We start from the raw sequence: 12,187 nt of genomic DNA, 5'->3' as shown, positions 1-12,187 counted from the left end.
TGTTCGGTAGTCTACCACGGACCGACCCCCGCCCGCCCCACAAGCCCCTGCGCACCATAAAGCCGCAAGACCAGCTAATTTGGGACGGGGCTCTTTTAGCTACTTTCAATGGGCCGATAGCCGCCTTCGCAAGCTAATGGCGGGCGCGCATCCTCACCAAACGCACCATGGCGAGCGCAAAGCCCGCTGCCGCCACAGCCATGAGCACGTAGAATACCGAGCGAAAACCAAACAGGAACACATCCGGACGACCTGCAACAATACTGGTCACGGCCTCGCCCATCGCCACGCTCATCTGCCCATACAGGATATGCGATGCCGCTGTAATGCCCACTGCCATACCCGCATAGCGCGCCAGGCTACCCAGGCTGCCCGCAAAGCCGAGCGCTTCGCGCGGAGCCGAGCCCATATACAGCGAGTTATTGGGGCTCTGGAAAATCGACGTACCGCACGACATAAACGCGACGCAACACACGATCACAGGGATGGAAGAGTGCTCGTCGAGCGTGCTTACCGCAAAAAGACCGCATACGTACACGCCTAGGCCGACCGCCGTGGGACCCTCGCAGCCAACACGGTCCGAAACCGTACCCGAAAGCGGGCCGATAAAGGCATTCACCATCGGCAGCGCCAAAAAGAGCAATCCGGAAATGTCGGAACCAAACCCATGCGCATCCTGAAAATAGAACGGCAGAATAAACTCGGATGCGCCAATACCAACGAACACAATGAGCATGCAGGCAAGGTTGATGGTGAAAGCCGAATTTGCAAAGCAGCGGCGAGCAGCCTCGATCAGGGACATGGGGCACTCGCCGGCCTCCGGCTTAACATGCGGCAGCGTGTAAAGCCCCACGATAAACGAGATGACGCCAATGGGCAGGTTGATGAGGAAGATACTCTCCCAGGGAAAGCTTGCCACCAGCATTCCGCCCAGCACGGGGCCACACATCATGCCGAGGGCCACGAAGGTCGCGAGAATGCCCATGGCGCGGCCGCGCTCGCGCGCCGGAAACGACTCGGTAATAATGCCCATGTTGTTGGCCATGGCCGCCGCGCAACCGACGCCCTGGACAATGCGAGCCAGAATAAGAACCTCGAGCGAGGCCGACAGCCCGCACAGCAACGATCCGACCGTAAAGACGATTACACCCAGCTGGAATACGCCCACCTTGCCGCGCACGTCGCCCAAGCGGCCAAACGGCAGCATAGCCACGCATGTCGCAAGCAGGTACACCGAGCTCACCAACTGGATGTGGTCGAGGCCCACGCCCAGCTCCTTTTGCATCACGGGCAACGCCACGGTCACGACGGTCGAATCCAGACACGACATAAACGTCATGATGAGCACGGTAAACAGAATCGCCCATTTGTTCTTGCCATGGGTGTCGCCTTCTAGGGCAATGTGCTCGCGGCGCAGCTGCTCTGCAGTTTTCTCCATATCCATCCTTTCGAGTGGCCCAACGCAAAAACGGGGCCCCAATCGTCTGCAAACAGTCGCGATTGGGGTCCCGCCTACGGAATCGGAACGAAAGGTCACCGAAGCTTTCTGCCAGCATCGGCGCCTTGTGCGAACGCTAGCCTAGCACTGCTCAAGCGCCTGCTCAAGGTCGGCAATCAGATCGGCCGTGTCCTCGAGGCCGCACGACAGACGCACCATGTCGGCGGAGATGCCACAGGCGATGAGCTCCTCATCGTTCATCTGGCGATGGGTGGCGTTTGCCGGATGCAAGCAGCAGGTGCGCGCATCGGCCACGTGCGTAGCGATCTGGGCGAGCTTAAGGCTCTTCATAAAGGTCTCGGCCGCCGCACGACCACCGTTAAAGCCAAAGCTCACGACGCCACAAGTACCGTTGGGCATGTACTTCTGAGCCAGGTCATAGTACTTGTCGCCCTCCAGACCCGGATAGCTCACAAAGCGCACCTTGGGATGGCTCTGCAGGAACTTAGCGACCGCTAGGCCGTTCTCGCAATGAAGCGGCATGCGCACATGCAGGCTCTCGAGCGAGCTGTTCAAGAAGAACGCCGCCTGCGGGTTCTGCATGGGGCCAAGGTCGCGCATGAGCTGAGCGGTTGCCTTGGTAATGAAGGCACCCTCGCGACCGAACTTCTCGGCATACGTCACGCCGTGGTAACTCTCGTCGGGCGTGGTGAGACCCGGGAACTTGTCCGCATGGGCCATCCAGTCAAACTGGCCGTGGTCGACGATCACGCCGCCCAGGTAGGCAGCGTGTCCATCCATGTACTTGGTGGTAGAGTGCGTAACGATGTCGGCGCCCCACTCAAAGGGACGGCACATCACGGGCGTCGGGAAGGTGTTGTCGACCATCAGCGGCACGCCATGGTCATGCGCGGCCTTGGCAAAGCGCTCAATGTCGAGCACGGCGAGGGCGGGATTGGCGATGGTCTCGCCAAAGACGAGCTTGGTATTGGGCTCAAACGCTGCCTCCAACTCCTCATCGGTGCAGTCGGGGGCAACGAACGTGCAGGTCAGACCCATGCGGCCCATGGTATGGGCGAGCAGGTTATACGTACCGCCGTAAATAGCAGAGCTCGCGACCACGTGATCGCCGGAGCCGGCCACGTTAAAAATCGCGAGGAAGTTCGCAGCCATGCCCGAGCTCGTGAGCATCGCAGCGGTACCGCCCTCCATCTCGCAGATCTTGGCGGCAACCAGATCACACGTGGGGTTCTGCAGACGGCTGTAGAAGTAGCCCGACTCCTCCAGGTCGAACAGCTTGCCCATGTGCTCGGACGTGTCGTACTTCCACGTGGTTGACTGGTAGATAGGCACCTGACGCGGCTCTGCATCACCCGGGCGATAACCGCCCTGAACACACGTCGTACCGATGGTCTGCTCGCTCATATCCAACTCCCTTACTTGGGTTTTGTTTTATTCGGTTCACGATACCGCTACCCCGCACCCCTCTCAACCCATCCCGCCAATAGGTTATGGGACAAATTAATCAGGTTTATTTGTCCCAAATCTTAAGAAAGTGTTCGATGGCGAAAAACAATAAGATATGCGCTGGGGTCTCGATGAGTGAGTGCGCCAGCAAGGGTACCATAGGCGGGTACACCGTGATCAAGGAGACAACGATGAAGCAAATCGATACTGCCCAGCTCGACGCCGCCGCCTGCCAAGCTCAGGCTGCCGAATACCACGCCCGCGGTTTTAACTGCGCACAGGCCGTCGCCTGCACGCTCGCGCCTGCCGTCGGACTCGACCCCCAGGTCGCCTTTACCCTCACCGAGGGCTTTGGCGCCGGCATGGGCGGTATGACCGAAACCTGCGGCGCCATCTCGGGCGCCGTGGCAATCATGGGCTTTGTAATGAGCGACGGCATGGAAAACCCCAAGTCCAAGGGCAAGACCTACAAGCTGTCGCGCGAGATCGCCAAGCGTTTTGGCGAGAAGAACACGACGACTGTCTGCGGCACGCTCAAGGGCATCGGATCGGATAAGGGTCCGCTCCGCAGCTGCCCCGGCTGCATCGACGATGCCGTCGAGATCGCCTGCGATATGCTAAAGCAGCTCGCCGAGTAAACGGCAGCAACAGAAAACGACGGCCGGCACGCTTGGGATCCATCCAAAAGCACGCCGGCCGTCGCCGTTAGAACTCAGCAAATTCGGGAGCGCCGACCTCGATCTCCTCGCGACCGGCCATAAGCTCGCGCATCTTGGCGCAAAACGACTCCTGCTCCCCCGCCTTAAACACCAAATGAATCGTCACGGCATCCGCGTAATCGGTATCCGAAACCTTGGCACCCGAATCCTGCGCCAAGCGAAGCACCTGCTCATACTGCGGATAGGCCACACGCACGTCAACAGGCACGACGCTCGTCATCTCGACGATCTGCCCGGACTCCTGAGCCGCCGCCACCGCCGCCTGCGTCGCCGCGGTATAGGCGCGCACCAAGCCACCAGGCCCCAGCAGCGTGCCACCAAAATAGCGCGTTACCACGCAGCAAACATTTTTGAGCCCAGCACCGCGAAGCACCTCGAGCGTCGGCATGCCGCTGGTTCGACTCGGTTCACCGTCGTCGCTCTGACGCTCGCGTCCATCGACCAAAATCCAAGCGGGAACATTGTGTCGAGCATCGTAATGACGCTTGCGGACCATCTCGATAAAGGTATTCGCCTCATCCTCAGACTCAATATGGACCAGCTGGGCAATAAACCGGCTCTTGCGGTCCACAAACTCACCCGAAGCCTCAATATTCGATTGCAGAGTAAAATAGCTGTCCAACAAAGCCCCTCAACAACAAGCAAAGCAACAAACAGCCTCAATAATACGGCAAAGACCGTACCGTTTACCCCGGTAAATAGAACGGCGACACCGATGACCAGGCAAAATCAGCGAGACGGCGTCAACTGAGTCGATTTGGCCCGAAAGAGGAGGGAGCACGCCTTATGGCGGCGACCGACGAATGAGCGCTAAATCGGCCAGCTGACGCCGTCGAAGGCGAGAACCCGTCAGCGCGAGCAAGGTGCCTTGAAAGCTGAGGGCATTGACCTTATGGTCATGCCCGAAGGCTTGAAAGGCAGATTGCCGCGCTGACGGGTTCGCAGCGTCAACAAAGTGCTGAGTGGGCCTATAAGCCGGGTTCTGTCGTGAACGGTCATTTATCTTGCCTGCACGTTACCGTGCAGCTCCACGCACGCTACCCGAACGCGGACCGGGCCGGCCCATAGCGTTCCTATTCGCGCTTGCTCCGGATGGGGCTTGCCAAGCCGCCGTGTTGCCACGACGCTGGTGGTCTCTTACACCACCGTTTCAGCTTTTCCCTTTACGCCTTGCGGCGCAGGTGGGAGTCTTCTTTTCTGCGGCGCTTTCCGTCGGATCACTCCGCCCGGCCGTTAGCCGGCATCCCGCCCTCTGGAGCCCGGACTTTCCTCACGCGTGCTGCAAGCAGCACATCGCGCGACCGTCTGGCCCACTCAGCAGTGCAAGAGTGTAGCACACCGTCAGCATAGGCAGCGGCACAACACAAGCGCTCGACACGATAAACCAAGAACCATGTCATGCAGTACAATAGGAACGCCGATGGGCAACGTCGTCAGTCGAGACGCGACCGCGCTCCGCACCGCTCCGTCTACTCGGTGCGTTCCCGCCTCCTCCCCGAGGCGGGATGTCGGCGTTTTTTCATGCACCGACAACTCAATAGCAAGCGAATAGCCCAAGCAGCGTTACGCGCAGGCACTACCGAACATCTCGGCAGTAAATGCAAAAAGGGACCCGTCCATTACGGACGGATCCCTTAAAACAAGTGATCGTCAAACCGATTTACTCGGCGTCGGTCTCCTCGTCCTTCTTCTCGGAAGGCAGCGGGGTAACCTCGATCTCGACGCCCAGAGTCTCAGCAGCGGACTTCATGGACAGGGAGATACGACGACGGTCGAGGTCGATCTCCATGACCTTGACCTGAACCTTGTCGCCCACGTGGGTGACCTGAGAAGGCTGATCGACGTGCTTGTTGGCCATCTCGGAGATGTGCACCAGGCCCTCGATGCCCTCGCCCAGGTCGACGAAAGCGCCGAACGGGACAAGCTTGGTCACCGTGCCCTCGACGATAGCGCCGACGGGGTACTTCTTGACCAGTGCGCGCCACGGATCCTCGGTGGTCTGCTTGAGACCCAGGGAGATGCGCTCGCGGTTGAGATCGACGTCGAGAACCTCGACCTCGACCTCCTGGCCGACCTTGACAACCTCGGAAGGATGGTTGACGTGGTTCCAGGAGAGCTCGGAGATGTGGATGAGGCCGTCGATACCGCCGAGGTCGACGAAGGCGCCGAAGTCGACGATGGAGGAAACGGTGCCCTGGAGACGCATGCCAGACTTGAGCTTGGACAAGATCTCGGAGCGCTCGGCCTTACGGGACTCCTCGAGCACGACGCGACGGGAGAGGACGACGTTGTTGCGGTTGCGGTCCATCTCGATGACGCGGGCCTCGATGCGGGTGCCCATGTAGGAGGTGAGGTCCTTGACGCGACGGAGGTCGACGAGGGAAGCGGGCAGGAAGCCGCGCAGGCCGATGTCGAGGATCAGGCCGCCCTTGACAACCTCGATAACCTCGCCCTCGACGTTCTCGCCGGAGTTGAACTTCTCCTCGATGCGGTTCCAAGCACGCTCGTACTCGGCACGCTTCTTGGACAGGACCAGACGACCGTCCTTGTCCTCCTTCTGGAGAACCAGGGCCTCGATGGGATCACCGAGTGCAACGATGTCTGCAGGGTTAGCGTCCTTGCGGATGGACAGCTCGCGGACCGGGATAACGCCCTCGGACTTGAATCCGATGTCAACGAGCACCTCGTCATGCTCGATCTTAACGACAGTGCCGTTAACGAGATCGCCCTCATCAAAGTCGGTAATCGTACCGTCGATGAGGTTGTTCATCTCCTCCTCGTTGACATCGTCAAGAGAGAAAATGGACGAGTTCTGAATCTCACTCAAAGGTGGACCCCTTTCGAACTACGGGGCCCCGATTGCTAGGACCTACAGATGGGTGCGACAAGCACACAACGTTTAGGAACACTCGGGAGCCGACAGATACTGATGTGACGCTTATGCAATCACGTCCGTATAGATTACGGGGAAATCGCTTCGATTTCAAGCGTGAACTGCGATTTTTTACTCGTATGGAGACTTTTTCGCAATCTTGTGAACGACTGTCTCCACAAGTTGACGATGAGCAGCTAGGCACACTGCTTTGGGGTAAAGTATCCCAGACATACGATTCTGGAACGATTTTTCGAGAAAGGTGCCCGCGTGCTCAAAGCAGTCGTTTTCGATATGGACGAGACGCTTCTTAGCATCAACCTCAACGCGTTCATCCTTCGCTATTTTAAGGATGTCTCGTCGATGCTCGCGGATATCGGACGTCGCAGCCGCGGGGGCACGATGGCGCGCCTCGGCACCATCCTGGTCGACCTCAACGCCAATCGCCGCAGCAGCACGGACAATCGCACCAATCTTGAGTTTTACCAGACCGAGGTCGAGCGCCGGTGCGGCATTTGCCTCTCGGACCCACTTATCTACGAGGCGTTTACCTACTACGATCACGAAGTTCTGCCGTACAAGAACGATGACATGATCAACGCAAAAGCCATGCCGGGTGCGCACGCCGCGCTTCAAGCCGTACAGGACGCGGGGCTGCGCTGCGCGCTCTTCACCAACCCCAGCTTTCCTCAAGGGGCCATCGAGTGCCGCATGGGCTGGGGCGAGCTGACAGACGCGCCCTTCGAGCTCGTAACGCACATGGGCAACGCCACGCGCTGCAAGCCCGATGCCACATATTATCTAGAGCAGCTGCAGGTCATGGGGCTCGAGCCGCACGAGGTCCTTATGGTGGGCAACGATCCCAAGCGCGATTTCCCCAGCCCCGCCTGCGGCATTCAAACCGCCTATGTGGGCCAAGGAAAGCCCGGCCGAGCCACCTGGCGTGGAACCATGGAAGACTTCGCCCGCGACTTTAACGCCGTAGTAGAAGCCTTCTACGAGCACCAAATAGCCGACGAACTAAGCTAGTCCCCAAATCAGGAATGGGGCGCACGTTTGCCCCACGCTTCGTTACGTGGGCAACGGCTTAAGGGCAAGATGCGATGCCCCAGTGTCCTAGGCCGTGATCATTTTGACGCGTTCGCCGATTTTGGAGTCGCGCCTGTCGGAAATAACAGTAAAGCCCTCCAGGTCGCACACCTTTACATTTGAAAACACGTGGAACTTGGAGCTATCGGCGAGTACGTAACTCGCCTGGGAATTCTGCATCACGATACGTTTTTTGATAGCCTCGGGATAACCTGGCGTCATGATACCGCGGTCCTCGTCCACCGCGTTGACACCTATAAACGCCCGGTCAAAGTACAGCTCGCGCAGCGCGCTCTCAACCATAGGACCGGTGAGCGAGCAGGTAACGGGGTTGAAGTCGCCGCCAATTACCACCACCTTAGCAGCAAGCTCGCCCGTAAACCGACATGCATAGCCGTTGGTGGTGTAGATAGTCACCGGCTTGTCGACGAGCAGGCTCAGGAGCGCCGTCGCGGTGGTACCGGAGTCGAGCGAGATGAGACCGTCACGCCCGAAGACCCCGCTTTCGCCGCCGAGGAGCGCGCGGCGCACGTGGCCCATGAGGAGCGGCTCGAGCATATCGAGGGGCTCCTTCCCAAGAAGGGAAACGGCCCTGCGGGACGACACGGCGAAAACCATCGTTGATTCCGGCAAGAGACGCCGTTTCTCTGGTAGCTTCATCTTCAACCAAGACCGACAATGCCGGCCAGGCACTCAACCCAAAAGGAGACAGCATGCCCAACGAGCTCAGCTATGAGGTCAGCCTCGAGCGCAGCAACCAGATCCGCGCCGACCTGCCGCAGCACCCCGAGAAGTTCACCATGCTCACCGGCGACCGCCCCACCGGCCGTCTGCACCTGGGCCACTACTTCGGTACCCTCAAGGGCCGTGTTGAGCTGCAGAACATGGGCGCCAAGACCAACGTGCTCATCGCCGACTACCAGGTCATCACCGACCGCGACACCACCGAGCACATCCAGGACAACGTGTACAACATGGTCATGGACTACCTTGCCTGCGGCATCGACCCCGACAAGACCATGATCTACGCGCACTCCGCCGTGCCCGCCGCCAACCAGCTCATGTTGCCGTTCCTGTCGCTGGTGTCCGAGGCCCTGCTGCAGCGCAACCCCACCGTCAAGGCCGAGATGGAGGCCAGCGACCATGAGCTCACCGGCCTTTTGCTCACCTACCCCGTGCACCAGGCGTGCGACATCTTGTTCTGCAAGGGCAACGTGGTGCCGGTCGGGCGCGGCCAGCTGCCGCACATCGAGCTCACCCGCACCATCGCACGCAAGTTCAACAACCGCTACGGCAAGGTGTTCCCCGAGGTCGACGCGCTGCTGTCCGACACGCCGCTGCTGCCCGGCTTGGACGGTCGAAAGATGAGCAAGAGCTACGGCAACGCCATCAACATCTCCATGACCGCCGAGGAGACGGCCAAGCGCATCAAGAAGAGCCAGACCGACGGCGAGCGCATGATCACGTTCGACCCCGAAGCCCGTCCCGGTGTGTCCGGCCTGCTCTCCACCGCCGCCATCTGCACCGGCCGCTCCGAGGTCGAGATCGCCGAGGAGATCGGCATGGGCGGCGCAGGCGCGCTCAAGAAGTACGTCACCGAGAGCGTGAACGAGCACTTCGCCCCCATCCGCGCGCGCCGCAAGGAGCTCGTGCAGGATATGGACTACGTCAAGGACGTCCTGCACGAGGGCAACCGCCGCGCTAACGAGGTCGCCGAGGCCACGCTCGCCGAGGTACGCGAAGCCATGGGAATGGTGTACTAAGCCATCCGGCTCGCGGAAACGCGCCGCGACACGCGAATGGGCCATCTTCACGTGTCCACGCCTTCGACATAGCCAAGGTCTTACGAGGTGGGCGATAATAAGCCCGCCTCGTTTTTTACGTTGTATGGGGGATTGCATGTACCGACTTGTTGCCAGCGATATGGATGAGACGTTTCTCGATGCCGACCACGCCATCCCGGCGTCCAATCTCCGAGCACTCAAACGCATGAGGGAGCTCGGTGTGCTGTTCGTCCCTTCGAGCGGGCGATGGTATTCCTCTATCATGGACAACTTCTCGGGGGAGGCCCGCGAGCTGATCGAAGACGGCTATGTGCTCTCCTATAACGGCGGCTTCATCAACCGCGTGGGAGACCCCACCCCGCTCACCACCTGCGGCCTTTCCAACGAATGCGCGAACGCGATCTATGCAAAGGGGCTCGAACTCGGACTCTGCATGCACGTCAACGTCGCCGACGGCCACGTGTTCGTGAATGACGCACCCACACGGGAGCGCGACTATCTGGAATCGATCACCGGGGTCACTCATTTTCGCGGATCTGACCATCCCGACCTCTCATTCCTTGAAGGCCGTGGCATCGTGAAGATCCTGTACGTCGACTGGGACTTCGATGAGCTGCAGGAATTGGGCCGCAAGCTCGCGCCGATGGCCGAGCGACTCGGCGTTGACATCACCTTCTCCTCCAAGCGCTACCTCGAACTCATGCCCGCAGGCGTTGACAAAGGGACGGGGCTCACGCGCCTTGCCGATATGCTGGGAATTCCGATGTCCGAGGTCATCGCCGTTGGTGATTCCGCAAACGACCTCTCCATGATCAAGGCGGCGGGACTGGGCGTCGGCGTGGCGAATGTCACCGACGACGTGCGGCCGTATTGCGATGTCGTCCTTGAAACGGCTGGGACTGAGGGTGCGTTCTCCGAACTCATCGAGCGATTCCTTGAACCCCAACGACCACATGTCACTGTGTCTTTCTATTTGTAACCCTTGATTAACTTATGGAGAGGCTGTGTGCTTGTCGGTCTACGACTTGGGTCTCAGAGAATTAGCTATAGTTAACTTAATGAAGGCACAGGCGAATTAAAGACCTTCGACACGAACGTTGCGCCTTCCCTCCCCTCGCGCAACACCTCTTTGGAATGGCGCCCCGCGCATGTGGGGCGCCTTTCTTGACTACAATGGCGATATCGATTGAAAGTGAGGGCGGCATGGCAGACCGGGACACCGACGGATTCTTCAACCGCGTATACGACATGGTACGCCAGGTGCCCTGCAGCATGGTTGCCACATATGGTCAGATCGCCAAGCTCGTTGGTGAGCCCCGTCGAGCCCGATACGTGGGATACGCCCTGCACGTCAATCCGGAACCCGGCACCATCCCCTGTCATCGCATCGTATTCGCCGACGGACGCCTCGCGGAGGGGTTCGCCTTCGGTGGGCCCGAGGCGCAGCGCACACTGCTCGAGGACGAAGGCGTTGCCTTCCTCGCCAACGGACATGTCGACCTGCAGGCCTCTCGCTGGCCAGCGGGCCTGGTATGACAAGGGGCGCCGACAGCGCCCCTTCCCGTTTTGGATCCTTGGCAGGCAACCCAATCAAACGGTCGCCTCGAGTGCGTCCCCCGCGCGGTCGAGTGTGCTTCTGACCTTGGCACCCTGTTTGAACCACGTGCGCAGGTCCTCGAGCGTGCTGCCCGCTTGCATACACCTTGATTTTGCGACCACCCCTCGTGGTCACCGTGCAGCGGTCGCCGCTCTCGCTGTTCTCGTGCGCCGTGATCTTCTTGAGGTAATCGCGGCGAAACGCCACGACGCGGGCGTTGCTGATCTCGATGAACCAATCGTCATCGACAAGCGAAGTACCCGTGGCACCTCGGCTTGCCATCTCCTCGGAGAAGGAGAAACCGAGCGCGCGCTCCTGCCTGCCGATCTCGAGGATGCCGCGGGCCGGCATGCCGAGCATGAGCAGGGGCAGGAACCCCCCTATGAACAGGAACAGGAACGGGATGAGCACGAGCAGACGCGCACCCTCGTCGGTGAAGACCGCCATGAAGGCGAGGACGAGCGAGAAGACGAGGGCCATGCCGTTGAAAACAATCGTCAACGGCTTGATGGCAGACCAACACAGGCCCGCCTTGGTCATGGGACCGTCGACGGCGTCCGAGACTTCGATGCCCTCTTCCTCCAGACGGGCGAGGAGGTTGAGCGAGCACACCCCCTCGAGGCTTATCGAGCAGAACTTCCGGTCGCCCTCAAACAGGTCGATCCTCATCATCTGCGCGTGAAGCGTTGCACGGGTGATGTTGCCAAACGTCGTCTCCTTGCGGATGCCGACGGCGTTACGCGAGAGAATGCGCCCACCGTCCACGTCGATACGCGGGATGCTCAGCAAGGCCCAGATAGCCATACCCGCGAGCGCCATGGCATGACCGAACCACACAAGTTCGTGGTCCCACTCGCCCAGCGAGACGCCCTGCCAGACGTAGACACCCAGCATGAGCAGTTCGAACGCGACGGCGCAGCAGGCGATGATCGTGCGGATGGCTGCGGGCATGCGCACCGTGAAGCAATCGAGGCTGTCCGTTGCCTCGCTGCGCTCGCGCGCGCCGCGGCGGGCGACCCATGCAGTGAGCGGGCCGACGATGAACACGGTCATACCGACGCGCAGAATGGATTCGAGCAGATTACTCATAGGGGCCACCGCCTCGGGCTCTGGAGATTAACTGCAGGAAACGCTGCCAGAACGATGGGATGCGCACAACGTAAGGAGCCGCGTATCGGCAAGCGGCGGCATCGCAATCGCCCGGCGAACAGATGATGATCG

At 60.1% G+C, this 12,187-nt stretch carries 10 protein-coding genes and 1 other RNA gene; 5 read left to right on the top strand and 6 right to left on the bottom strand.

All coding sequences use genetic code 11. The annotated features are described in order from the left end of the window. Positions 1–133: 133 nt before the first annotated feature. Both DXD94_RS00335 and DXD94_RS00330 read right to left on the bottom strand, forming a co-directional pair. Positions 134–1,438, bottom strand: a complete 1,305-nt coding sequence (locus DXD94_RS00335; protein ID WP_117762869.1) for an MFS transporter — start codon at positions 1,436–1,438, stop codon at positions 134–136. Between the two features lie 141 nt (positions 1,439–1,579). Next, positions 1,580–2,863 (bottom strand): O-acetylhomoserine aminocarboxypropyltransferase/cysteine synthase family protein, encoded by a 1,284-nt coding sequence (locus DXD94_RS00330; protein WP_117762868.1) that lies wholly within the window; start codon positions 2,861–2,863, stop codon positions 1,580–1,582. A 233-nt stretch (positions 2,864–3,096) separates the two neighbouring features. On the opposite strand from DXD94_RS00330, the gene DXD94_RS00325 reads away from it, so the two are divergent. Further along, complete coding sequence (locus DXD94_RS00325; protein WP_117734986.1) at positions 3,097–3,543, top strand: C-GCAxxG-C-C family protein; 447 nt, start codon at positions 3,097–3,099, stop codon at positions 3,541–3,543. A gap of 67 nt (positions 3,544–3,610) precedes the next feature. Here the strand turns inward: DXD94_RS00325 and DXD94_RS00320 are convergent, their stop codons facing one another. The 3 genes from DXD94_RS00320 to rpsA all read right to left on the bottom strand — a co-directional run bounded on the left by DXD94_RS00320 (position 3,611) and on the right by rpsA (position 6,451). After that, positions 3,611–4,249 carry a YigZ family protein gene (locus tag DXD94_RS00320; RefSeq protein WP_199407141.1) on the bottom strand — a complete coding sequence of 213 codons (639 nt, stop codon included), beginning with the start codon at positions 4,247–4,249 and terminating at the stop codon, positions 3,611–3,613. A gap of 330 nt (positions 4,250–4,579) precedes the next feature. Next, positions 4,580–4,941, bottom strand: an RNA gene (gene rnpB / locus DXD94_RS00315) — RNase P RNA component class A. 343 nt (positions 4,942–5,284) lie between these two features. Then, complete coding sequence (gene rpsA / locus DXD94_RS00310; RefSeq protein ID WP_022095232.1) at positions 5,285–6,451, bottom strand: 30S ribosomal protein S1; 1,167 nt, start codon at positions 6,449–6,451, stop codon at positions 5,285–5,287. Between the two features lie 315 nt (positions 6,452–6,766). On the opposite strand from rpsA, the gene DXD94_RS00305 reads away from it, so the two are divergent. Next, entirely contained in the window at positions 6,767–7,525 is a 759-nt protein-coding gene (locus tag DXD94_RS00305; RefSeq protein ID WP_117762867.1) for an HAD family hydrolase, read from the top strand. A gap of 87 nt (positions 7,526–7,612) precedes the next feature. Here DXD94_RS00305 and DXD94_RS00300 read toward each other — a convergent pair whose 3' ends face one another. Further along, complete coding sequence (locus DXD94_RS00300; RefSeq protein ID WP_158564760.1) at positions 7,613–8,143, bottom strand: hypothetical protein; 531 nt, start codon at positions 8,141–8,143, stop codon at positions 7,613–7,615. A 155-nt stretch (positions 8,144–8,298) separates the two neighbouring features. Between DXD94_RS00300 and trpS the strand changes: the two genes are divergently transcribed. The 3 genes from trpS to DXD94_RS00285 all read left to right on the top strand — a co-directional run bounded on the left by trpS (position 8,299) and on the right by DXD94_RS00285 (position 10,905). Further along, positions 8,299–9,348 carry a tryptophan--tRNA ligase gene (gene trpS / locus DXD94_RS00295; protein ID WP_117762865.1) on the top strand — a complete coding sequence of 350 codons (1,050 nt, stop codon included), beginning with the start codon at positions 8,299–8,301 and terminating at the stop codon, positions 9,346–9,348. Positions 9,349–9,484: 136 nt separating this feature from the next. Continuing rightward, on the top strand, positions 9,485–10,348 hold the full coding sequence (locus DXD94_RS00290; RefSeq protein WP_233540280.1) for an HAD-IIB family hydrolase: 864 nt from the start codon (positions 9,485–9,487) through the stop codon (positions 10,346–10,348). A 194-nt stretch (positions 10,349–10,542) separates the two neighbouring features. Further along, a complete protein-coding gene (locus DXD94_RS00285) occupies positions 10,543–10,905 on the top strand; it encodes an MGMT family protein (RefSeq protein ID WP_195838530.1) in 363 nt (120 codons plus the stop codon). The last annotated feature ends 1,282 nt before the right edge of the window (positions 10,906–12,187 follow it).

The sequence above is a fragment of the Collinsella sp. TM10-22 genome (assembly GCF_003466125.1).
Classification (GTDB): domain Bacteria; phylum Actinomycetota; class Coriobacteriia; order Coriobacteriales; family Coriobacteriaceae; genus Collinsella.
The sequence above is the reverse complement of the archived record's forward strand: the minus strand, read 5'-3'. Positions and strand labels throughout refer to the sequence as shown.

Excerpts from the sequence above, each read along its gene's own strand:
- DXD94_RS00335 (WP_117762869.1), bottom strand. The coding sequence starts at position 1,438 with ATGGAGAAAACTGCAGAGCAGCTGCGCCGCGAGCACATTGCCCTAGAA.
- DXD94_RS00330 (WP_117762868.1), bottom strand. The coding sequence starts at position 2,863 with ATGAGCGAGCAGACCATCGGTACGACGTGTGTTCAGGGCGGTTATCGC.
- DXD94_RS00325 (WP_117734986.1), top strand. The coding sequence starts at position 3,097 with ATGAAGCAAATCGATACTGCCCAGCTCGACGCCGCCGCCTGCCAAGCT.
- DXD94_RS00300 (WP_158564760.1), bottom strand. The coding sequence starts at position 8,143 with ATGCTCGAGCCGCTCCTCATGGGCCACGTGCGCCGCGCGCTCCTCGGC.
- trpS (WP_117762865.1), top strand. The coding sequence starts at position 8,299 with ATGCCCAACGAGCTCAGCTATGAGGTCAGCCTCGAGCGCAGCAACCAG.
- DXD94_RS00290 (WP_233540280.1), top strand. The coding sequence starts at position 9,485 with ATGTACCGACTTGTTGCCAGCGATATGGATGAGACGTTTCTCGATGCC.
- DXD94_RS00285 (WP_195838530.1), top strand. The coding sequence starts at position 10,543 with ATGGCGATATCGATTGAAAGTGAGGGCGGCATGGCAGACCGGGACACC.